Annotated in this window: 20 protein-coding genes; 19 read left to right on the top strand and 1 reads right to left on the bottom strand. The window is 30.6% G+C overall.

Annotation, left to right across the window (positions count from 1 at the left end; all coding sequences use genetic code 11):
- The first annotated feature begins 80 nt into the window (after positions 1-80).
- From AC4FQ3_RS14970 to ctlX, 3 genes are all read left to right on the top strand, one after another.
- Positions 81-1,358 (top strand): citrate synthase, encoded by a 1,278-nt coding sequence (locus tag AC4FQ3_RS14970; RefSeq protein WP_042565883.1) that lies wholly within the window; start codon positions 81-83, stop codon positions 1,356-1,358.
- A gap of 64 nt (positions 1,359-1,422) precedes the next feature.
- Positions 1,423-2,337 (top strand): dimethylarginine dimethylaminohydrolase family protein, encoded by a 915-nt coding sequence (locus AC4FQ3_RS14965; RefSeq protein WP_042565884.1) that lies wholly within the window; start codon positions 1,423-1,425, stop codon positions 2,335-2,337.
- A gap of 75 nt (positions 2,338-2,412) precedes the next feature.
- Positions 2,413-3,348 (top strand): citrulline utilization hydrolase CtlX, encoded by a 936-nt coding sequence (gene ctlX / locus AC4FQ3_RS14960; RefSeq protein ID WP_491182365.1) that lies wholly within the window; start codon positions 2,413-2,415, stop codon positions 3,346-3,348.
- 79 nt (positions 3,349-3,427) lie between these two features.
- Here ctlX and AC4FQ3_RS14955 read toward each other — a convergent pair whose 3' ends face one another.
- On the bottom strand, positions 3,428-4,057 hold the full coding sequence (locus AC4FQ3_RS14955) for a MarC family NAAT transporter (RefSeq protein WP_042565886.1): 630 nt from the start codon (positions 4,055-4,057) through the stop codon (positions 3,428-3,430).
- Between the two features lie 153 nt (positions 4,058-4,210).
- On the opposite strand from AC4FQ3_RS14955, the gene AC4FQ3_RS14950 reads away from it, so the two are divergent.
- The 16 genes from AC4FQ3_RS14950 to AC4FQ3_RS14875 form a co-directional block, all read left to right on the top strand.
- Positions 4,211-4,576: a CoA-binding protein gene (locus tag AC4FQ3_RS14950; RefSeq protein WP_073395799.1), complete on the top strand. Its 366-nt coding sequence runs from the start codon at positions 4,211-4,213 to the stop codon at positions 4,574-4,576.
- 175 nt (positions 4,577-4,751) lie between these two features.
- Positions 4,752-5,372, top strand: a complete 621-nt coding sequence (gene recR, locus AC4FQ3_RS14945; RefSeq protein WP_491182364.1) for a recombination mediator RecR — start codon at positions 4,752-4,754, stop codon at positions 5,370-5,372.
- Between the two features lie 71 nt (positions 5,373-5,443).
- Complete coding sequence (locus AC4FQ3_RS14940; RefSeq protein ID WP_073395805.1) at positions 5,444-6,238, top strand: polysaccharide biosynthesis/export family protein; 795 nt, start codon at positions 5,444-5,446, stop codon at positions 6,236-6,238.
- A gap of 14 nt (positions 6,239-6,252) precedes the next feature.
- Entirely contained in the window at positions 6,253-8,694 is a 2,442-nt protein-coding gene (locus AC4FQ3_RS14935) for a polysaccharide biosynthesis tyrosine autokinase (protein ID WP_491182363.1), read from the top strand.
- Between the two features lie 9 nt (positions 8,695-8,703).
- The gene (locus AC4FQ3_RS14930; protein WP_491182362.1) at positions 8,704-9,687 is read left to right on the top strand and encodes an SDR family oxidoreductase; all 984 of its coding nucleotides are present in this window, start codon (positions 8,704-8,706) and stop codon (positions 9,685-9,687) included.
- A gap of 26 nt (positions 9,688-9,713) precedes the next feature.
- A complete protein-coding gene (locus AC4FQ3_RS14925) occupies positions 9,714-11,105 on the top strand; it encodes a UDP-glucose 6-dehydrogenase (protein ID WP_491182361.1) in 1,392 nt (463 codons plus the stop codon).
- A gap of 77 nt (positions 11,106-11,182) precedes the next feature.
- Positions 11,183-11,647, top strand: a complete 465-nt coding sequence (locus tag AC4FQ3_RS14920) for a UpxY family transcription antiterminator (protein ID WP_491182360.1) — start codon at positions 11,183-11,185, stop codon at positions 11,645-11,647.
- Between the two features lie 302 nt (positions 11,648-11,949).
- Positions 11,950-13,233: a nucleotide sugar dehydrogenase gene (locus AC4FQ3_RS14915; RefSeq protein ID WP_491182359.1), complete on the top strand. Its 1,284-nt coding sequence runs from the start codon at positions 11,950-11,952 to the stop codon at positions 13,231-13,233.
- A gap of 33 nt (positions 13,234-13,266) precedes the next feature.
- The gene (locus AC4FQ3_RS14910; RefSeq protein ID WP_491182358.1) at positions 13,267-14,274 is read left to right on the top strand and encodes a mannose-1-phosphate guanylyltransferase; all 1,008 of its coding nucleotides are present in this window, start codon (positions 13,267-13,269) and stop codon (positions 14,272-14,274) included.
- Between the two features lie 8 nt (positions 14,275-14,282).
- The gene (gene rfbB / locus AC4FQ3_RS14905; protein ID WP_491182357.1) at positions 14,283-15,329 is read left to right on the top strand and encodes a dTDP-glucose 4,6-dehydratase; all 1,047 of its coding nucleotides are present in this window, start codon (positions 14,283-14,285) and stop codon (positions 15,327-15,329) included.
- A gap of 48 nt (positions 15,330-15,377) precedes the next feature.
- Positions 15,378-17,894: an SLBB domain-containing protein gene (locus tag AC4FQ3_RS14900; RefSeq protein WP_491182356.1), complete on the top strand. Its 2,517-nt coding sequence runs from the start codon at positions 15,378-15,380 to the stop codon at positions 17,892-17,894.
- Between the two features lie 7 nt (positions 17,895-17,901).
- Positions 17,902-18,972: a lipopolysaccharide biosynthesis protein gene (locus AC4FQ3_RS14895; protein WP_491182355.1), complete on the top strand. Its 1,071-nt coding sequence runs from the start codon at positions 17,902-17,904 to the stop codon at positions 18,970-18,972.
- Positions 18,973-19,038: 66 nt separating this feature from the next.
- Positions 19,039-19,971: an NAD-dependent epimerase/dehydratase family protein gene (locus tag AC4FQ3_RS14890; protein WP_491182354.1), complete on the top strand. Its 933-nt coding sequence runs from the start codon at positions 19,039-19,041 to the stop codon at positions 19,969-19,971.
- A gap of 4 nt (positions 19,972-19,975) precedes the next feature.
- Positions 19,976-20,896 (top strand): glycosyltransferase family 2 protein, encoded by a 921-nt coding sequence (locus AC4FQ3_RS14885; protein ID WP_491182353.1) that lies wholly within the window; start codon positions 19,976-19,978, stop codon positions 20,894-20,896.
- Between the two features lie 86 nt (positions 20,897-20,982).
- Positions 20,983-22,356: a lipopolysaccharide biosynthesis protein gene (locus AC4FQ3_RS14880; RefSeq protein ID WP_491182352.1), complete on the top strand. Its 1,374-nt coding sequence runs from the start codon at positions 20,983-20,985 to the stop codon at positions 22,354-22,356.
- Between the two features lie 5 nt (positions 22,357-22,361).
- Positions 22,362-22,914: LbetaH domain-containing protein (locus AC4FQ3_RS14875; RefSeq protein WP_491182351.1), on the top strand; the 553-nt coding region annotated here is incomplete at its 3' end.

Below are 22,914 nucleotides of genomic sequence, written 5' to 3'. Positions count from 1 at the left end.
AGCAGTATTCTTTTTTTAATTAGTCTTAAATTCCTTAGATTTGATAAATTATTATTTTAAAGATTTATTTCCGATATATTATGTCAAAAATAGCTACATTAGAAGTAGATGGTCAAAAAATTGAACTTCCGGTAATCACAGGAAGCGAAAATGAATCAGCTATCGATATTAACAAATTACGTGATTTAACTGGTATTATTACTATAGACCCGGGATATAAAAATTCTGGATCTTGTAAAAGTGAGATCACATTCTTAGACGGAGAATTAGGAATTTTGCGTTACAGAGGATATTCAATCGAAGATTTAGCTGAGAAAGCTAGCTTTTTGGAAGTATCATATCTTTTAATTTTTGGTGAATTACCAACAGCTCAGGAATTAGAGCAGTTTGAAAATGGTATTAAAAAACATACTTTGGTAAACGAAGAGATGAAAAATATCATTGATGGTTTTCCAAAAACAGCACATCCAATGGGTGTACTATCTGCTTTGACAAGTGCTTTAACGGCATTTAATCCAAAAGCTGTAAATGTTGACAATGAAAAAGAAATGTACGAAGCCATTTGTAAAACAATGGGTAAATTTCTTGTAATTGCTACATGGACCTACAGAAAATCTATGGGTTATCCTTTAAATTATTATGACAACACAACAGGTTATGTAGATAACTTTATGCAATTAATGTTTAAATTGCCTACAGGACCTTATTCTGCTAATCCGGTTATTGTTGATGCATTAGATAAATTATTTATTCTTCATGCAGATCATGAACAAAACTGTTCTACTTCTACAGTAAGAATGGTAGGTTCATCTCATGCTGGTTTGTTTGCCTCAATTTCTGCAGGAGTTTCTGCTCTTTGGGGACCTCTTCACGGAGGTGCAAATCAGGCCGTACTTGAAATGCTTGAAGAGATTAATAAAGATGGTGGTGATACAGATAAGTTTTTAGCGAAAGCAAAAGATAAAAATGATCCATTCCGTTTAATGGGATTTGGTCATAGAGTTTACAAAAACTTTGATCCAAGAGCTAAAATTATTAAAAAAGCGGCTAAAGAAGTATTAGAGACTTTAGGAGTTGAAGATCCTATTTTAGAAATTGCTAAAAAATTAGAATCAGCTGCTCTTGAAGATGATTATTTCAAGTCAAGAAATTTATATCCTAATGTTGACTTCTACTCTGGAATTATTTACAGAGCGTTAGGAATTCCAACAGATATGTTTACAGTAATGTTTGCTATTGGTAGATTACCAGGCTGGATCGCACAATGGAAAGAAATGCGTGAAAACAAAGAGCCAATTGGAAGGCCAAGACAAATTTACACTGGACATCCTTTGAGAGACTTTAAGTCTAACAAATAAAAAACTTTAAAGCTTCACTTAACTGTGAAGCTTTTTTTATATTTGCTCAAAATATAATACTATTATGTTGCAATTAAATGTAAAGAACGAAACGTCAAGATTGCGTGCTGTAGTTTTGGGTTCAGCCGTTCATAATGGGCCAACTCCATCTTTGGAAGAAGCCTACGATCCTAAATCATTGGAACATATTAAAGCGGGAACATATCCAATTGAAAAGGACATGGTTGCTGAAATGGATGCTTTTAATGCTGTTTTTCAGAAGTATGATGTAAAAGTTTATCGTCCGGAAATGATTGAGAATTATAATCAAATTTTTGCCAGAGATATAGGTTTTGTTATTGACGACACTTTTGTGAAATCGAATATTTTGCCAGATCGTGAACGTGAATTAGATGCAATTCAATATGTAATTGATCAAATGGATGCAACTAAAGTGGTTCGCCCACCGGAGGAAGTACATATTGAAGGCGGAGATGTTATGCTTTGGAATAATCATATTTTTATTGGAACATATAAAGGCAGTGATTATAAGGATTACATCACAGCAAGAACAAATATGCATGGTGTTAATTTTATCAAGGAATTATTCCCGAATAAAATTGTCAAAGAATTTGATTTGGTTAAATCGAAGTTAGAAGCTCGGGATAATGCTTTGCATCTTGATTGTTGCTTTCAGCCAGTTGGAAAAAATAAAGGGATCATTTATAAAAGAGGTTTTCGTGAGGAAGCTGATTATTTATATTTAGTAAATCTTTTTGGGAAAGAAAATTTATTTCACATTGAGAGAAACGAAATGTATAATATGTTTTCAAACGTATTTTCAATTGATGAAAATGTTGTAGTTTCAGAGAAGAATTTTACTCGTTTGAACAATTGGCTTCGTGCAAATGGTTTTACAGTTGAAGAAATTCCGTATGCAGAAATTGCAAAACAAGAAGGATTGTTGAGATGTTCAACGTTACCATTAATTAGAGATTAAAAAAATAGTTTTAAGTTTTATGTTTCCGGTTCCAGCAACTTGAAACTTTAAAACCTGAAGCAAAAAATATAGATTATGAAACAAACTACAAATGCAATCGTAATGATTCGGCCAGTTGCTTTTAGAATGAATGAGCAAACGGCTGTAAATAATTATTATCAAAAAGTATTAGACGGACTTTTGCCAAGTACTGTAAATGCAAAAGCCCAGCAGGAATTTGACACTTTCGTTGAGAAGTTAAGAGCAGTTGGAGTTGATGTGACAGTTATTGAAGATACTTTGGATACAGATACTCCGGATAGTATTTTTCCAAACAATTGGGTTTCATTTCATGAAAATGGAGATGTAGCTTTATATCCAATGTTTGCTGAAAATCGTCGCCATGAACGTCGTGAAGATATTTTAGATACTCTCGAAGAAAAAGGTTTTGAGATTTCTAATATAATGGATTATACATCTGCAGAAGATGATGGTTTTTTTCTGGAAGGAACAGGAAGTCTACTTTTAGATCGAGCAAACGGAAAAGCATATTGTGCTTTGTCTCCTCGAGCTGATGAAGAATTGTTTATCGAATTTTGTGAAGATTTTGATTATGCTCCGGTTATTTTCGAAGCATTTCAAACAGTTGATGGAGAACGAAAATTGATTTATCACACCAATGTAATGATGTGTTTGGGTGAAACTTTTGCTGTTATTTGTGCAGATTGTATAGATGATAAGAAAGAACGTAAAATGGTGTTGGATAATCTAAAAGCTGACAAGAAAGAAGTTATTTTGATTACGGAGGCTCAGGTAAATAATTTTGCCGGTAATATGCTGGAAGTTCGAGGGGCAAATGACAAAAAATATATTGTTATGAGCGCATCGGCACATCAGAGTTTAACTCCAAAACAAATTGCACAATTAGAAAATCATGCAGAAATTTTAAGTTCAAGTTTAGATACAATTGAAGCTTGTGGAGGCGGAAGTGCAAGATGCATGATGGCTGAAGTATTTTTACCAAGAAATTAAAAAGTAATTTTCAGAATATAAAAAAGGGATAGAACGTATGTTTTATCCCTTTTGTTTTTAATATAAATATAGAAATGAATTACATCAAATTTCCTTTGATAATATTTACGATTGAGCTTACTATATATTGAATCCCAATAGAAATTACAATAAAACCAACTATTCTTGATATTGCTACAATTCCTGAAGCTCCTAATATACGGGCTAAGTAATGTGCGCTTTTAAGTATGGCAAAAATGGCAACGGCAATCGCAAAAATGGCTAAACTAGAAATAATGATTTCATTCATTTTATGGTGTTCCTGATAAAAAGCAATTAATAATGACATCGATCCAGGGCCAGCTAACATTGGTATTGCTAATGGAGTAAGCGCAATATCGTTTCGATGGTGTGCTTCATTTTCAATTTTTTTGTTGATGCCTCGTTTTTTGTTGAATTTCCCTGAAAGTAAAGAAAAGCCCGAATTCACAATTACGATTCCGCCGGCAATTCTAAGAGCGTCAATGCTGATCCCGAAAAAGGTTAAAACATATTGACCTATAAAATAAGAAACCATTAAAATTATAAAAACATTTATCGCTGTCCAAAGTGAAATTCTCGAGCGTTCTTTCTGAGAGTCATCCTGTGTAAGTCCAACAAAAATAGGAACAGTGCCAATTGGGTTTAAAACCGAAAAAAGAGCAGCAAATAAGTAAATAAATAAATCCATAGAGTTTTGGTTAACGAAGTAAAAATAGTCAAATTTTAATATTACAGAACAATTTGATGTAAGGTTATTCGTTTTTTATTGCTTTAATTCGTAAATTAATAACTTAAAATTAGCTCATTCTTTTTGACTACTTTTGTAAAATATTTTAAAATGATGAAAAATAAGAAAACTTTAGTTCTGGGAGCTACTACAAAACCAGATCGATACGCATATAGAGCTATAAATATGTTGGTTCAAAAAGGACATACTGTTTTAGCAATTGGTCAAAATACCGGTGAAGTAGCCGGTGTAAAAATTCAAACCAAAGCAATTCCGGTTAAAAATATAGACACAGTAACTTTGTATTTAAACCCTACGCGTCAGCGTGATTATTACAATTACATAATCGAAGCTCAGCCAAAAAGAGTAGTTTTTAATCCAGGAACTGAAAATCCTGAATTATATCAGTTGCTTGAATTGAATGATATTAAGGCAGAAGTTGCTTGTACTTTGGTTTTATTGGCAACAAATCAATACTAATTTTCCGGATTGTCCGGTTTAGTTCAAATCCTTTTTTATTCTGTTCAATAATAAGAAAGGATTTGATTTATAATTTAAGTAAAAAAACTCTTAGTAGTATATTTGCTCTTTAAAACACAGTGAATTTAGTTGTCCCCAAGTCTACTAAACCATTAAAAGTATTACTTTTGTCGTTATGGAATTTTCATCAAAGTTAATAGAAAAGGCGGTTAACGAAATGTCGCAATTACCAGGTATTGGTAAGCGTACGGCATTACGATTGGTTTTGCATTTGCTAAAGCAACCAAAGGAACAAACTGGTTTTTTATCTCAGGCATTGCTAAATATGCGTGAAGATATTAAGTTTTGTAGAAGCTGTCATAATATTTCTGATACAACAGTTTGCGAAATCTGTGCAAATTCAGGCAGAAACCATCAGACGATTTGTGTCGTAGAAGATATTAGAGATGTGATGGCAATCGAAAATACAGGACAATATAAAGGAATTTATCACGTACTCGGAGGAAAAATTTCTCCAATTGAAGGTGTTGGGCCTGGGCAATTAAATATTTCAAGTTTAGTAGAAAAAGTGAAAGCCGGAAAAGTAATTGAGATTATTTTTGCGCTAAGCTCTACTATGGAAGGCGATACAACTAATTTTTATATCTATAAACAAATTGCAGAATCTGAAATTGTGATTTCGACAATTGCAAGAGGAATATCTGTGGGGGACGAATTAGAATATGCTGATGAAATTACACTTGGAAGAAGTATTTTACACAGAGTACCATTCGAAAAAACTTTTAAAAACAACTAAATAAAACCAAACAAAAGTTAGATTTCCTGAAGATTAAAGGAAAAGCTATATTTGCGACTAAATTTTAAATAATGACAAGAAAAAGCTTTTATATATTGCTGTTAATTAGCACACTTTTTACATCTTGTATTCCAATAAAAGATTTGGTGTATTTACAAGATAAAAATACTTCAGCAGAACAAAATACAATTGCCGCAGTCGAATCTAAACCTTATAGATTGCAAGTTAATGATATTATTAGTATCGATATAAAAGCAATTGATCCTAAACTTGTTACTATTTTTAATTCAACCGAATCAGCTTCAGGAACTACAGCAAAATCAGAATCATCATTATATTTCAATGGTTTTACGGTCGATGATCATGGAAATATCCGTATGCCAATTTTAGGTGAAATAAATGTAATTGGATTTACAATCGAGGAGGTAAGAGTTAAAATTGAAAAAAAATTACTTGAAGAATATTTTAAAAGTGATGCGAATATTTTTGTGACCGTCAAATTAGCGGGTTTTCGATATACAATTAATGGAGAAGTGGGAAGTACTGGAACTAAAACACTATTTCAGCAACATGTAAATATTATGGAAGCTATTGCAAACGCTGGAGATATTACGACTGTTGGAAATAGAAGAGCTGTAACCGTAATTCGTCAAACACCAACGGGAGTTCAAATGAACGACCTTGATCTTACTGATGTAAATGTGATGAAATCTCCATATTATTATCTACAGCCTAATGATTACATTTATGTAAAACCACTAAGACAAAAAACATGGGGAACAGGACAAACTGGAATACAATCAATTGGTACAATTATAACCTTGTTGTCATTAGCAACGACGGTTTATTTGATTCTGAAAAATTAAACTAAATTCAAAAAATGTTAGATATAAAAGATTTTTCGATTTTTGAAAATCATTCAAATTTTGATTTTAAAGGGTTTTTATTAAAAATTGCCAGTTATTGGAAATGGTTTCTCGCTAGTTTAATAATTGCATTTACAATTGCATATCAGGTAAATATTCGAAAAGAGAAAATTTACGCAATGCAAACGATGATTTCTATCAAAGAAGAAAGTAATCCTTTTTTTACTTCAAATACAAGTTTGGTCTTTAATTGGGGAGGAATATCTGATCAGGTAAATGGAATTTCGACTATATTGCAATCAAGATCGCATAATGAGTTAGTTGTGAGTAAGTTGCAATTTTATATTGATTATCTGAAACAAGGAAAATATAATTTGACCGATGCATACGGAGCAGTTCCTTTTTATCTAAATATTGATAAATCAAAAGGTCAGCTTGCAAATACTTTAATTGGGATTAAGTTTTTAAGTGAAAATGTATATGAAATTCGAATTCCGTTTGAAAATTCTTCAGTTTCAGTAGTAGACTACACGACCAATACTTATTCGAATACAAATGTACAGCCTGCAGAATTTGTAAAAAGGTATAAAGTGGGAGAACAGGTTACATTGCCTTTTTTAAATTGGAAGTTACAAATCAATGATAATCCCGGTTTTTATAAAGGAAATGAATACTTTGTAAGATTCAATGATTTTAATGGCACAGTATCAAAATACAGAGGTATAAATATTGATTCTGACGATAAAGGAGGTTCTATATTGACTTTAAGTATGCAGGGTACAAACAAAGCCCGAATGGTAGAATATCTAAATGCTACCGTAAGAATGTTGATAAAAATTCAGCTTGACGGAAAAAATCAATTTGCAAACAATACAATACGATTTATAGATAGCACGCTTGTGGCTATGGAAGGGCAATTGAAGCAAACCGGAAATGAATTAAAAACTTTCAGAAAAGATAAGAATGTTTATGATATAGAAGCCGGAGGTGCAAAGTTTTCAGATCAAATAATGAATTTTGATGTAGAGAGAGATCAAATTTCCAGAAAAATAGCATATTATAATTCATTAAAAACTTATTTGAATAACAGTGTCGATTATTCCAGGCTTCCGGCTCCGTCAGTTGCTGGAATTGAAGATCCAAATATTGTTGCCAATGTGTCCAAAATAATAGCACTTTCTACTCAAAGGTCAGAGATGGCTTATGCAGTAAAAAGCGATAAGATTTTTAAAGATTTTGATAACCAAATGCGTGCTGTTAAAGATGTTTTATTAGAAAATATAGGTACAGCAAAATCTTCATTGTTGTACGATTTATCTATGGTGAATGCCAAAATTGGACAGGCAGAAAGTACAGTTAAAAAATTGCCGGAAGAACAGCAGGAATTATTGAAGATTAAAAGAAAATATGATTTAAATGATAATATTTATACTGAATTTCTTCAAAAGCGCAATGAAGCAGAAATTGTAAAAGCTTCTAATTTATCAGATATACATTTTATTGATCCGGCCAAAGATATTGGAGGTGGTTTAATTGGACCTAAAACTTCTGTAAATTATGTATTGGCTTTATTTTTAGGTATTTTAGTTCCTTTGTTATTCGTTTTTGGAATTTTCTTCATTAATAATTCAATTCAAAATACTGAAGACATTAATAAATTGACTCAGATTCCACTTATTGGAGTAATTGGAGTAAATAAGGATAATGTTAATTTAGCAGTATTTGATAAGCCAAAATCGGCACTTTCTGAGTCTTTTAGAGCTATTCGTTCTTCATTACAATTTTTGTACAAAAAACAGCAGGTAAGTGGTTCAAAAACGTTAATGATCACTTCATCTATAAGTGGAGAAGGAAAAACATTTTGCTCTATAAATATTGCTACTATTTTCGCTTTAAGCGAAAAGAAAACTGTTATTATTGGTTTAGATTTAAGAAAACCCAGATTAGCTGATGAGTTTAATTTGAGTAATCAGACAGGAGTTGTGAATTATTTAATTAAACAAAAAACGTTGAGTGAAATTATTAATCCAACAGAAATTCCTAATCTTGATGTTATACTTTCCGGCCCTATTCCACCCAACCCGTCTGAGCTTATCATAAGTGAAGCTATGAAAGAGTTGATAGAAGAGCTAAAACAAAAATATGATTATATTATTTTAGATACTCCGCCGGTTGGTCTTGTTTCCGATGCTTTAGAATTGGTTCAGTATGCAGATGTAACATTGTATATTGTTAGACAAAATTATACTAAAAAAGATATGATCACGTTGTTGAATACTAGAGTAAAAAGAGGAGAGCTAAATAATACAAGTATTGTTTTGAATGGATATGAGAATAAAGCAAAATATGGAACTGCTTACGGGTACGGTTATGGAGTATATTCTAATGGTTATCACGAAGAAGAAGTAAAGCCAGGTTTTATAAAGTCTCTTTCTAATAAATTCAATAAAAAATAAATTCAATAAATGGAAGCATCAACTCAATATAAAATTTTGATTACGGGTGGAGCGGGTTTTATTGGTTCAAATTTATGTGAGTATTTTCTAAAATCTGGTCATAAAGTAATTTGTTTAGATAATTTTTCGACGGGCCATCGTCATAATTTGAAAGATATTTTAAATCATCCTAATTTTAAATTAATTGAAGGAGATATACGAAATATAGAAGATTGTGTTTTGTCTGTAAAAGATGTTGATTATGTTTTACATCAGGCAGCTTTAGGTTCTGTGCCAAGGTCTATAAATGATCCGATAACTACAAATGATGTTAACGTTTCAGGATTTCTTAATATTTTGGTAGCTTCACGCGATGCAAAAATTAAACGTTTTATTTATGCTGCAAGTTCTTCAACCTATGGAGATTCTCAAGGATTGCCAAAAGTAGAAGATGTCATAGGAAAACCTTTATCGCCGTACGCAATTACGAAATATGTAAATGAATTATATGCGGAGATTTTTAGTAAAACGTATGGTTTAGAAACTATTGGATTACGTTATTTTAATGTTTTTGGAAGAAAACAGGATCCAAATGGTGCTTATGCTGCAGTAATTCCTAAATTTGTAATGCAATTCATGCATTATGAAAGTCCGGTAATTAATGGTGATGGAAATTATTCTCGTGATTTTACTTATATTGATAATGTAATTCAGATGAATGAATTAGCTATGACAAGTCAAAATCCGGAAGCTATAAACACTGTTTATAATACGGCATATGGTGATCGAAATACATTAAATGATCTGGTAGGGTATTTGAAAAAATATTTAGCTGAATTTGATTCAAAAATAGCAGATGTTGAAGTTGTCTATGGAGTAAACAGAGTGGGGGATATTCCACATTCATTAGCAAGTATTGATAAGGCAAAAAATATATTAGGTTACAATCCAAAATATTCGTTGCAGGATGGGTTAAAAGAAGCAGTAAATTGGTATTGGAATAATTTGAAATAAATCAAGGATAACATAATAAGAAATAAATGAAAATCACAAAAATTTGTTGTATTGGAGCTGGTTATGTTGGAGGGCCAACAATGGCAGTAATTGCGCAAAAATGCCCTCATATTCAAGTGACTGTTGTTGATTTGAATGAACAAAGAATTAAAGATTGGAATGATCCAAATACAGAAAATATACCTATTTACGAACCTGGACTTTCAGAAATTGTAGCTGAGGCGAGAGGAAGAAATCTTTTTTTCTCCACAGAAGTTGAAAAAGCAATCGATGAAGCTGAAGTTATCTTTATTTCAGTAAATACGCCTACCAAAACCTATGGAAAAGGAAAAGGAATGGCTGCGGATCTTAAATATATTGAATTATGCGCAAGGCAAATTGCAAAAGTTGCTAAACAAAATAAAATTGTTGTAGAGAAATCTACTTTGCCTGTTCGAACTGCCGAGGCGATAAAAAGTATTCTGGATAATACTGGAAATGGAGTTCAATTTCAGATTTTATCAAATCCTGAATTTTTAGCAGAAGGAACTGCTGTTTCAGATTTATTAAATCCAGACAGAATTTTAATAGGCGGAGATACAGCACCAGAAGGCGAAGCTGCGATTAATTCTTTAGTTGATGTTTATGCTAATTGGGTAAGTAGAGATAAAATATTGACTACAAATGTTTGGTCATCAGAATTATCAAAACTTACAGCAAATGCTTTTTTAGCTCAACGTATTTCTTCAATAAATGCAATGTCTGAACTATGTGAAAAAACCGGAGCAGATGTAAACGAGGTTGCCAGAGCGATTGGAATGGATAGTAGAATCGGTCCTAAATTTTTAAAAGCATCAGTAGGATTTGGAGGTTCATGTTTTCAGAAAGATATTCTTAATCTGGTTTATATCGCTAAATCTTATGGATTACTTGAGGTTGCAGATTATTGGGAGCAAGTAATTATTATGAATGATCATCAAAAAAGAAGATTTTCAAATAAAATTGTTCAGACGCTATACAACACCGTTGCGGATAAAAAAATTACTTTTTTAGGTTGGGCATTCAAAAAAGACACCAATGATACACGTGAGTCTGCGGCTATATATGTAGCAGACGATTTAATCAATGAACAAGCGAAAATTTCAGTTTATGATCCGAAAGTTTCAAGAAATAAAATGCTAAATGATTTAAATTATTTAGAAACAAGATTAGTTGAAGAAAACAATTCAGCAGTTTTAACGTTTGATGATGCTTATAATGCTTGCAATGGATCACATGCAATTGCAATTCTGACTGAATGGGATGAATTTGCTGCTTATGATTGGAAGAAAATTTACGATTCAATGCATAAACCGGCTTTTGTTTTTGATGGAAGAAATATATTAAATGGTAAAGAATTAGAAGCAATTGGGTTTATTTATAATGGAATAGGTTCTTAATTGAAGATTAAAGTTAATCTGAAATTTAAATAAATAGTAATAACAAAAAGGGCTGGATTTTCAAGATAGAAAAAATTATGAATTGGTATGTTATTTATACTAAACCCAAATGGGAGAAAAAGGTTGCAGAGAGACTACTTGAAATTGGAATTGAATCTTACTGTCCTGTCATTACCCAAATAAAGCAATGGTCAGACAGAAAAAAGAAAGTTGAAGTGCCGCTTTTTAATTCTTATGTATTTGTTAAGTTGTTGGAAAGTGAGCGAAATTCTGTTTTTCAAATTTCGGGTGTAGTTCGATATTTGTTTTGGTTAGGAAAACCTGCAATTGTAAGAGACGAAGAGATTAATGTTATAAAGAAAAGTCTATCGTCTCCTAATTTAAGTGATGTTTCAGTAACTTCAATTCAGGTTGGTGATCGTATAACATTAGAAACAGGAGCTTTTAGTAATCAGGATGCGATAGTAAAAGAAGTTTCTAATACGCATTATATTTTAGTTTTGGAATCTTTAGGATGTGTTCTGAAAATAAAATATAAATAATTTTAGGATACAATCAGCATCAAATAATAAGAATAAGAGAGCAAAAATCACTTTTTGTGTGATATTTGCTCTCTTTTTTCTTGTAAAAAAAATCGTTGTTATCTGATTTGTAAAGATTTGAAAACCCGTTATTTTTTTTATTCTGTTTCTTTTGTAGTTCTGTAAGAAACTCATTGAATAAATTGAGTGAATGTGTTATATTTGCCAAAAAATGATTCTAGAGTATCTGTGTCCAATATTTGTGACTCAGAGTGGCGAAGCCATGAGTTGTAATGATCAAAGTTGATAAAAAGATAAGAAAAATGGATGAAAACATAAAAATTGCCATTATAGGTTTGGGTTATGTTGGTCTTCCTTTAGCGAGACTATTTGCTACTAAATATCCAGTTGTGGGTTTTGATATAAATGAATCAAGAGTAGCTACTTTAAAATCAGGTACTGATACAACTTTAGAAGTGGATGATGAGACTTTACAAAAAGTCTTAGTTGCTAATTCTAATAATGAAAATGGATTGTATTGCACTACTACTTTAAGTGATATTGCAGATTGTAATTATTTTATAATAACAGTTCCAACGCCAGTTGATAAAAATAATCGTCCAGATTTAACTCCTTTATATAAATCTAGTGAATCTGTTGGAAAAGTCTTAAAAAAAGATGATATTGTAATTTATGAATCTACTGTATATCCAGGAGTTACAGAGGAACAATGCATCCCTGTTTTAGAAAGAGTTTCAGGTTTAGAATTTAATGTCGATTTCTTTGCCGGATATTCACCAGAAAGAATAAACCCGGGAGATAAGGAACATACTGTTGAGAAAATCTTAAAAGTAACGTCTGGATCAACAAAAGAAATTGGTTTAAAAGTTGATGCTCTTTACAAATCTGTCATTACAGCAGGTACACATTTAGCACCAAGTATAAAAGTTGCCGAAGCCGCAAAGGTTATTGAAAACTCACAAAGAGATATTAATATCGCTTTTGTAAATGAGTTAGCCAAGATATTTAATTTGATGAATATTGATACACAAGAAGTATTAACAGCGGCAGCGACTAAATGGAATTTTTTACCCTTTAAACCTGGTTTGGTTGGAGGACATTGCATTGGTGTAGATCCTTATTATTTAGCACAAAGAGCACAAGAATTTGGATATCATCCTGAAATAATTTTAGCAGGACGACGTTTGAATGATAGTATGGGAGAATACGTAGCGTCGCAAGTGGTTAAATTAATGATTAAAAAAGGGATTTCAGTTAATGGAGCAAACCTTCTGATGCTTGGAATTACTTTTAAGGAAAATTGCCCCGATGTTAGAAATACCAAAATTGTAGATGTAGTAAAATCATTAAAAGAATATGGTATATCAGTTACAATATATGACCCATTAGCAAATATACAAGAAGTTAAAAAAGAATATAAATTGACGACAATAGATTCATTACCAGCAGAAAAATTTGATGCTATTGTCTTAGGAGTTGCCCATGCTGAGTTTTTAGAATTAAACTTTTCAGAGTTACAAAAATCAAATAGTTTATTATATGACGTAAAAGGAGTTTTAGGTGCTATAGCCGATAATAGATTATAGAACTGAAATTCTTTTTTTTATACTAAAAGAAAAATGGAGAAAAACAATTCAATTATACATGTAATTTTGACGGGTGGAGTTGGTAGTAGATTATGGCCACTTTCCCGTAAGAGTCAACCTAAACAATATCTTGAGATATTTGAGAATAAATCATTATTTGAGATGACGGTTGATAGAAATAGTCATTTAGCAAATAAAGTAATGGTTGTAGGTAATGTAGACAATCATCATTTAAGTGGTAAAGTTATGAATAAAACCAATACTGCTTATGTGAATATTGTTGAAGCTACTCCAAGAAATACAGCGGCGGCTATTGCTTTTGCTGCATTTGCATCAAATCCGGATGATATATTAATTGTAACGCCTTCTGACCATATTATTGATAGAATGGAGAATTACAATCAGGCAATTGATGAAGCAATTTCAAAAGCACAAGATGGTTATATAGTCACATTTGGAATTATTCCAACCAAGCCTGAAACGGGATATGGTTATATTGAATCAAAAGGAGATAAAGTTTTATCATTTAGAGAGAAACCTAACGAAACGACTGCAAAGGAGTTTATTGCAAAAGGAAATTTTTTATGGAATAGTGGAATGTTCTGTTTTAAGGCCGGAGTTCTTTTAGAAGAGTTAAAGCAATTTCAACCTGAAGTTTATGAGAAATCAAAAGCTGTTTGGGAAGCAAGTAAAGATGGTTTTTTAGATTTAGATTTATCTTTAGAAATACCATCAATAAGTATCGACTATGCTGTAATGGAGCGTAGTAAAAAAATAAAGGTAGTTCCGGCATCATTTTCATGGTCAGATTTAGGATCTTTTGAATCAGTTTATGATTATTTAGTTTCAAAAGGACATCATATTGATAAAAATGGAAATATGGTTATTGGGAGTGGAAAGCACACTACATTTTTAGGATTAAAAAACACTATTTTTGTTTATACAGATACAGCAAATTTAATTCTGCAAAAAGAAAATTCACAAGATGTTAAAGATATCTATACCGAATTAGAAAAAATAAATTCTGATTTACTAAATTAATTAATAAAATGAAAAAAATTCTTATAACAGGTGGTGCTGGTTTTATTGGTTCTCACGTAGTTCGTCGCTTTGTAAATAAATATCCTGAATACCAAATTTTCAATTTAGATGCTTTAACTTATGCCGGAAATCTTGAGAATATTAAAGATATTGAAAATCAGTTAAACTATACTTTTGTAAAAGGCGATATTGTGGATGAATCCTTTATAAATAAACTTTTTTCAGAACATAATTTCGAAGGAGTTCTACATTTAGCAGCTGAGTCTCATGTTGACCGGTCTATAGAAGATCCATTGGCATTTGTAAAAACAAATGTTATTGGAACTATGAATTTATTAAACGCTGCCAAGAATCAATGGAAAAATAATTTCGAAGGCAAACGTTTCTATCATATTAGTACTGATGAAGTTTATGGATCACTAGGGGCAGAAGGTCTATTTACTGAAACGACTTCATATGACCCTAATTCTCCATATTCGGCTTCCAAAGCGAGTTCTGATCATTTTGTCAGAGCTTACGGAGAGACTTATGGCCTGCCATATGTTTTAACTAATTGTTCTAATAATTATGGATCGTATCATTTTCCTGAAAAGTTGATTCCTCTTTTTATAAACAATATAATCAATAACAAACCATTACCTGTTTATGGCGATGGGAATTACACTAGAGATTGGCTTTTCGTAGAAGATCACGCTATTGCAATTGATTTAGTTTTTCATGAAGGAAAAAATCATGAAACATATAATATAGGAGGATTTAATGAATGGAAAAATATTGATTTGGTAAAATTATTATGCCAAATTATGGATCAAAAATTAGGAAAAATTGAAGGAACTTCTCAAGAGTTAATTACTTATGTAAAAGACAGACCAGGTCATGATTTACGATATGCAATTGATGCTTCTAAAATTAATAAAGAATTAGGATGGAAACCATCTGTAACTTTTGAAGAAGGATTAGAAAGAACTATTAATTGGTATTTGAACAATGAAGAATGGTTGCAAAACGTAACCTCAGGTTCATATAAAGAGTATTATCAAAAACAATATTCGTAAACAAATAAGTTTTTTTAAATAAACTTAAGGTTAAATTATAAATCAAATATGAAAAAATTAATATACGTTCTTACATTATTTTTTATTTTACTAATGTCTTTTAATGCAAATGCTCAGGATATTATAAAATCTAAAGATCTAAGTACTGTAAAAGTAGATTATTTGTCAGATGATGAAATTGGTAGAATAATTTCTCAATTAAAAAGTAATAGTGCAACAATTGATGATGTTGAATCAATGGCTTTGTCAAAGGGAATGAGCCAAAATGAATTCGATAAATTAAGAACTCGAGTGAAAGAATATGAGAAGAAAAATTCCAGCGATAAGGATAAAAAAGACAAGAATAAAAAAGATAAGGATAAAAAAGACAAGGATAAATTAAAAGATACAGACGAAGATTCAGAATTTGGAAGAAAACAAGAAAAAATTAAAAATGAAAAAATAAAAGATTCCTTAAATGCTTTGATTTTTGGATCTGAATTATTTGATAATCCAACTTTAAGTTTTGAGCCAGATTTAAAAATGGCAACGCCAGTAAATTACGTTCTGGGACCAGGTGATAAATTGGAAGTTAGTGTCTATGGTGTTCAACTATTTGATGATACTGTTCCTGTAAACTTTGAAGGTAAAATTACAATTCAAAATGTTGGTCAAATTGCAGTAGCAGGAATGTCAATTGAGGCTGCTACGCAAAAAATAAAAGCCGCAATTGCAAGAGTGTACAGTACCGTTAGATCTGGGCAGTCTCAAGTTAGTGTAAGTTTAAGTGATATTAGAACTATAAAAGTGACAATTGTGGGAGGGAAGCAACCTGGGAATTATTCTATTTCATCTCTTGCCTCTGTTTATAATGCATTGCATCTGGCAGGTGGGCCAGGTAAAAATGGTAGTTATAGAAATATAGAATTGATCCGAAATAACAAAGTTTATAAAAATGTTGATATTTATAAATTTATAGTTAAAGGAGATCAATCGGAGAATGTAAATTTAAGAGATAATGATGTAATTAGAATTCCTGCATACACTGAAAGGGTAGTAGTTGAAGGAGAAGTAAAAAGACCAGGAATTTTCGAGATGAAAAAAGGAGAAACCTTTTCTGATTTACTAAATTTCGCTTCTGGATTTAATGAATTCGCTTACACAGCATCAGTAAATGTTTTGCAAAAAACAGGTAAAGAGTTTAAAGTTCATGATATTAACGAAAGCGAATTTGGTTCTTATTTGCCTAAATCAGGAGATGTCTTTAAAGTTACAAAAATCTTAAATCGATTTGAAAATCGTATTAAGATAGAAGGAGCAGTTTTTAGACCAGATTATTATTCATATAGTGAAGGAATGAGAATTTCAGATCTTATTACAAGAGCTGAAGGTATTAAAGAAGATGCCTATACGAAACGAGCAAGAATTATTCGGTTAAAAACAGATTTAACTACAGAAATTGTAAATGTTGATTTAAGTGCAGCCTTGTCAGGGGATTTAAATTCTGATATTGAGCTAAAAAGAGAAGATATTGTTACAGTTTATTCGATACTTGATTTTAGAGAAGAATATAAAATTACTATAGATGGAGAAGTAAAAAATCCTGGAGAATACGAATATTTTGAGAATTTAACCTTAAACGACCTAGTTGTACAAGTCGGAGGATTGACAGGTTCAGCTTCAAAAAGAGTTGAGATCGCAAGGATGGTAAAATCTGATGCAATTGACGACAGCGATCCAAAGCGTATCGAACTAGTAGAACTTGAAATCACTGCTGATAATAATGAACAAATTAAAAATTTTGTTTTAAAACCTTTCGATGTTATTAATATAAGAAGAATGGCTGTTTATGAAAAGCCTGAAATGGTTAAAGTTACTGGGGCTGTAACTTATCCAGGTAAGTATGTACTCGCTAATAAAAGAGAAACAGTTTACAATGTTGTAATGAGAGCTGGAGGATTAACATCAATTGCTAATCTGGATGGTATGAAAATTAAAAGACCGATTAAGGAAGAACAAATTGAGCAGTTAGAAAGTGTAAATCTTAATCTTGATAAGAAACTAACTGAAGAAGGAAAAGATCTAAAAGATTCAAATTTAAAAGAAAAAGATACATTAAGTTCTAAATTATCTAAAAAGCTTAGGGATGAATTAAAATTCGCGACAATTCCTATTAACTGGGAAAAAATAGTTAAAGATAAAAATCATTATTCAAACGTTACTTTATTTCCTGGTGATGAAATCGAGGTTTCAGTTTATAATGAGGGTGTCAAAGTAACTGGAAATGTATTGTTAACTTCTGAAATTCCATATAGAAGTGGAAAAGGATTTAAGTACTACATTGATGCTGTTGGTGGAGTTGATCATAAAGGATGGAAAAGAAAGGCCTATATTATTTATCCAAATGGGAAGGCATCAGTAACTGGTTCATTTTTGTTTTTTAGATCTTATCCAAAAGTGGAACCTGACTCCCAAATTGTTGTGCCGGAAAAACCAGAGACAACAAAAATGAGCGCAGGAGAATGGGCAGGGCTTGGAACTGCATTTGCTAGTTTGGCATTGTTAATTGTTACAGCTTTTAAATAAGAATTTGATGGAAAAAGGACCTATTCAAAAAGATGAAATTTCGTTAAGAGAATTAATTGAAAAAGGTAATGTGTTTTATTTATATCTCATTTCTCAGTGGAAAACAATAGTCTTGGCAGGGATTTTTGGAGCTGTTTTAGGATTAACTTATTCGTTATTATTTAAGAAAACTATTTATACTGCAACTTTATCTTTTGTATTGGAAGATGATAAATCCAGTGGTGGTTTAGGAGGTGCATTGGGTTTGGCCAGTTCCTTTGGTTTAGATTTAGGAGGTAATGGAGGGAATATATTTACAGGTTCGAATTTAACAGAGTTATTCAAATCCCGCAGGATGGTTGAGCAGACACTATTAACTCCTGTTGATTATAATGGAAAAATAATTTCTTTAGCTGAAATGTATATTGCTATTAATAATATCAGAGCTAGTTGGAATGAAAATCCAAAACTGGCTAAAATTAAATTTCTACCAGATAGCGAACGCAAAAATTTTACTCGCGTTCATGATAGTATTTTAGGGTCGTTATATAATGGTTTATCTGCGAAAGGGTTAACTGTTGGACAAAAAGATAAAAAAGTTGCAATAATTAGTATTGACATGTCTTCTAATAACGAGATGTTTGCTAAATACTTTTGTGAAGCTTTAGTAAAAGAAGTAGGTAAATTTTATATTGAAACTAAAAGTAAAAAAGCTAGAATAAATATGTCAATTTTAGAACATCAGGTCGATTCTATTCGTAGAGAATTAAATAGGTCTATTACAGGTGTTGCAGTTGCAAATGATAATACTTTTAACTTAAATCCAGCTATGAATGTTCGTAGAGCGCCTTCTGCAAACAGGCAAGTTGATGTTCAGGCAAATACCGCTATATTGACAGAATTAGTAAAACAGGCTGAATTAGCTAAAGTTACTCTTCGTAAAGAAACTCCGTTAATACAAGTAATAGATAGACCCATTTTACCATTAGCAAAAGAAGGATTAAGTAAGCATAAGGGTATTCTACTAGGAGGCTTCTTAGCAGTTTTCCTAAGTATTTTATTTCTTATATTAAAAAAAATATTTAAAAATTTAGTTTAAAATTGAAATATTTTTGTCAGGGATAATTACAATAAATTGTAATGAGGTTCTGAATCAATTAAGTGTATGGAAAATGTATTATTGATAGGAGGTACTGGTTTTATAGGGTCTAATATTATTAAATTTTTTGCAAAGGAAAAGTACAAAATATTTGTATTAGAATTGCCAAATGGTTCATTACATCATTCAAATAATAATTTTACAATTTATTACGGCAAATTAGAAGAGATAGAGTTAGTAAAAAAAATTGTTTTAGATCATTCAATTAATACTGTTATTCATCTAGTTTCAACTTTAATTCCATCGAGTAATATTGATGAATATCTTAATGAATTTGATGCAATAATTAAACCAACAATAACCTTACTTCCTTTTTTTGCTAAATCGAATGTTAAATTTGTTTTTTTCTCTTCAGGTGGTGCTATTTATGGTATTAATGAAAATGGTTTTTTTATAGAGTCAAGTGCAACAAATCCAATTTCTTATTACGGCCAGTCAAAGCTTATAATAGAGCAGTCTATTTTATTAGAAGGCAAAAAGTCAGGATTAAATTATCTTATTTTAAGACCTTCAAATCCTTATGGTATCGGACAGAATATATTTGGTAAGCAAGGTTTGATAGCGGCTTCAATTGGACATTTATTGAATAACGAGAAAATATCTATATGGGGAGATGGAACTGTCGTTAGGGACTATATCAATATTGATGATTTGGCAAAAGGAGTTGTTGCTATTATTGAAAATGGCTCAAATAATGAAATATACAATATAGGTAGTGGTCAAGGATCTTCTATAAATGATATTATTGCTATTTTAAAGAAATATTCAATAAAAGATTTTGAAGTTGAATATTTAGAAGGAAGATCGGTTGATGTTCCGATTATGATATTAAATGTTGAGAAATATACTGACTTAGTTGGTGATTCTAAAAAAATTAGCTTAGAAGAAGGTATTAGAAACTTTTATAACCATGAATTGGTCAAAATGAAAAATAAATAACTAAATGGATAAAGTTTATCTTTCAATATGTATTCCAACTAATGGGCGAATTGAAATTTTAAAAAATACTTTAGATAGTATATATAATGATTGTATAGTGCCTTTTTGTGATTTTGAGGTAGTACTATCTGATAATTCAAAAAATAATGAGTTAGAAATTTTATTAAAATCTTACCAACATTTTCCTAATATTATATACAGTAGGACGGATTGCGAAGGATTTTTGAATTCATTAAATGCTTTAAAATTAGGTAGAGGTATGTTTTTAAAATTGCATAATAATTATACTTTATTTTCAAATCAAGGATTATCAAAATTCATTTCTTTTATCAAACAACAAGAATTATTAAAACCACTGATTTTTTTTAAAGGTTCTGGTATAGATGGAATAAGAAGCTATAGTTGTTTTAATTCTTTTAATTCCGATTTGTCATTTTGGAGCTCATGGAGTTCCGGATTTTCGATTTGGAAAGAAGATTTTAATAAAATTTCAGATTTAGAAGTTAATACAATGTTTCCACACACTTCTTTATTTCTTAGTCAATATTCAAAAGATTTATTTATTATTAATGATTATGTTTATTTTGAAAATCAGGAAGTATCAAAAAAGGGTGGGTACAATTTGTTTAGAACTTTTGCTGTAGATTATTTACAGCTGATCGAACAAGCAATGATAAAAGGTCATCTTTCTATTATTACTTTTGAGAAAATAAAGAAAGACCTGTTTTTTAATTTTTTAGCTAGCTGGTATTATAATACTAAAATAATTAAAAACGAATATACTTTTGATTTGGAGAATATTAAAGAAAATTTGCAAATTTATTATGGTAAATATAGTTACTCTAAAATGGTTTTTTTTAGTTATTTATTTGCAGTAAAAAAAAATCTTTATCTTTTTTTTAAATTCATAAAAAAACCAATCTAACTAAGTTTTACTAATTAAAACTAAAAATAATAGAAAGTGCAAAATAATGGTAAGAGTTTAATGTTAGATAATCTATTTAAAATATATTGAAAAAAAATTTTTTGTTGTTAAAAAACAAATTAGGCATCGACGGAGCTATAGCATTTACAGTTTTGTCCAGAATTATACAAGCAGGAGGAGGAGTTGTTACCTTGATTTTTGTTGCAAAATTTTTATCAAAAGTTGAGCAGGGTTATTATTATACTTTCGGGAGTATATTAGCAATTCAAATTTTTTTTGAATTAGGTCTATCTAATATCATTACTCAGTTTGTAGCTTACGAAATTGCACAATTAAAATGGTTAGATAGCATTAGTTTTTCTGGACCAACAGAAGCAAGCTCTAGATTATCTTCTCTACTTAGATTTACAATAAGATGGTTTGCGGTAATTGCTGTTTTGTTATTTGTTGGTTTATTAATAACAGGTTACTGTTTTTTTAATAAATTTGGGAAAAATGGCAATATTGTTGAATGGCAAATACCGTGGTTAATTCTTTCTATTACAACCTCATTTTCTCTAATGATTTCTCCAATTTTAGCTTTTTTGGAGGGATTAGGAAAAATTAAGGAAGTAGCCAAAATTCGTTTTACGCAACAAGTTGTTCAATTGTTTTTAGTTCTCAGTTTGTTTTTTTTTGGCTTTAAGTTATTCTCTAGTCCCTTAGCGGCTATAATTGCATTTTTGATAATTCCGATCTGGATTATATTTAGTGAAAAGAAAAAAATACTTCTTTTCATCTGGAGTAAAATCGATATATATAAGGTAAATTATCGAATTGAAATTTTCCCTTTCCAATGGAAAATTGCTTTAAGCTGGATTAGTGGATACTTTATTTTTCAATTATTTAATCCAGTGCTTTTTGCTACGGAAGGTCCAATTGCAGCAGGTCAAATGGGAATGACTTTAGCTGTTTTAAACGCTATTTTAATGTTTACATTAAGCTGGATTAGTACAAAAATACCTGCTTTTTCTGGTTTGATTTCAATTAAGAAATATAAAGAATTGGATCTTTTATTTAATAAAACCCTAATTCAATCTTCTTTTTTAAATTTTGTAGCATTAACTATTTTCTTTATATTAATTTTTGCATTTCGATATTTTAATATAAGAATAGATGGTCAAAATATAGCAGATCGTTTTCTTCCTTTTTTTCCAATGTTATTTATGACGATACCAATATTTTTAAATCACATGATCAACGCTTGGGCCACTTATCTTCGCTGCCATAAAAAAGAACCGATGTTATTATTAAGCGTCGTGATTGGGATATTGTGTTCAATTTCAGCAATTGTTCTAGGGAAAAATTTTGGTTCTTTTGGAATGACCTTGGGATATATGATTATTACGGCTATAAGTTTTATTTGGACATATTTTATTTTTAAAAATAAAAAAAAGGAATGGCATTCTGATAATGAGTAGGTGTAATGAAAAAAATTATGTTTAAGATAGTTGAATTGCTAGTAAGCATATTTTATTTTATTGTTTCTCCTCGCAGGGCAATAATAATAAATTTTTATTTTAATTATGCTTATTCTTTTTGGTATGCAAAACGATTTAATCAAATTGGGAAAAACTTCTTTATTATATCTCCATTTTACTTACATGGTGAAAAATACATTTCAATTGGTGAAAATTTCAATTGTGGTTTGCGCTTCCGTCTTGAAGCAATCGACGAATATTTAGGATTTAAATTTAATCCTAAAATAATAATCGGAGATAATGTTAGAATAAATCACGATTGTCATATTGGAGCTATTAATAAGATTATAATTGGTGATGGTGTACTAATAGCTAGTAAAGTTTTTATTACAGACCACTACCATGGAAAAATTGAAAGTGATTCTATTATCTTTTCTCCCTTTGAGCGACCACTTTATTCTAAAGGATCAGTTGAAATTAAAAGTAATGTATGGATTGGTGAAGGAGTAGTAATTTTACCTAATGTTATAATTGGAGAAAATACTATTATTGGTGCTA

This window comes from Flavobacterium sp. AK-345 (genome assembly GCF_058310175.1).
Note: the sequence above shows the minus strand (reverse complement) of the source record. Positions and strands in the feature narration are given on the sequence as shown.

Excerpts from the sequence above, each read along its gene's own strand:
- rfbB (WP_491182357.1), top strand. The coding sequence starts at position 14,283 with ATGAAAAAAATTCTTATAACAGGTGGTGCTGGTTTTATTGGTTCTCAC.
- AC4FQ3_RS14950 (WP_073395799.1), top strand. The coding sequence starts at position 4,211 with ATGAAAAATAAGAAAACTTTAGTTCTGGGAGCTACTACAAAACCAGAT.
- AC4FQ3_RS14970 (WP_042565883.1), top strand. The coding sequence starts at position 81 with ATGTCAAAAATAGCTACATTAGAAGTAGATGGTCAAAAAATTGAACTT.
- AC4FQ3_RS14965 (WP_042565884.1), top strand. The coding sequence starts at position 1,423 with ATGTTGCAATTAAATGTAAAGAACGAAACGTCAAGATTGCGTGCTGTA.
- AC4FQ3_RS14925 (WP_491182361.1), top strand. The coding sequence starts at position 9,714 with ATGAAAATCACAAAAATTTGTTGTATTGGAGCTGGTTATGTTGGAGGG.
- AC4FQ3_RS14930 (WP_491182362.1), top strand. The coding sequence starts at position 8,704 with ATGGAAGCATCAACTCAATATAAAATTTTGATTACGGGTGGAGCGGGT.
- AC4FQ3_RS14900 (WP_491182356.1), top strand. The coding sequence starts at position 15,378 with ATGAAAAAATTAATATACGTTCTTACATTATTTTTTATTTTACTAATG.
- ctlX (WP_491182365.1), top strand. The coding sequence starts at position 2,413 with ATGAAACAAACTACAAATGCAATCGTAATGATTCGGCCAGTTGCTTTT.
- AC4FQ3_RS14890 (WP_491182354.1), top strand. The coding sequence starts at position 19,039 with ATGGAAAATGTATTATTGATAGGAGGTACTGGTTTTATAGGGTCTAAT.
- AC4FQ3_RS14920 (WP_491182360.1), top strand. The coding sequence starts at position 11,183 with ATGAATTGGTATGTTATTTATACTAAACCCAAATGGGAGAAAAAGGTT.
- AC4FQ3_RS14885 (WP_491182353.1), top strand. The coding sequence starts at position 19,976 with ATGGATAAAGTTTATCTTTCAATATGTATTCCAACTAATGGGCGAATT.
- AC4FQ3_RS14935 (WP_491182363.1), top strand. The coding sequence starts at position 6,253 with ATGTTAGATATAAAAGATTTTTCGATTTTTGAAAATCATTCAAATTTT.
- AC4FQ3_RS14915 (WP_491182359.1), top strand. The coding sequence starts at position 11,950 with ATGGATGAAAACATAAAAATTGCCATTATAGGTTTGGGTTATGTTGGT.
- AC4FQ3_RS14955 (WP_042565886.1), bottom strand. The coding sequence starts at position 4,057 with ATGGATTTATTTATTTACTTATTTGCTGCTCTTTTTTCGGTTTTAAAC.
- recR (WP_491182364.1), top strand. The coding sequence starts at position 4,752 with ATGGAATTTTCATCAAAGTTAATAGAAAAGGCGGTTAACGAAATGTCG.
- AC4FQ3_RS14940 (WP_073395805.1), top strand. The coding sequence starts at position 5,444 with ATGACAAGAAAAAGCTTTTATATATTGCTGTTAATTAGCACACTTTTT.
- AC4FQ3_RS14895 (WP_491182355.1), top strand. The coding sequence starts at position 17,902 with ATGGAAAAAGGACCTATTCAAAAAGATGAAATTTCGTTAAGAGAATTA.
- AC4FQ3_RS14910 (WP_491182358.1), top strand. The coding sequence starts at position 13,267 with ATGGAGAAAAACAATTCAATTATACATGTAATTTTGACGGGTGGAGTT.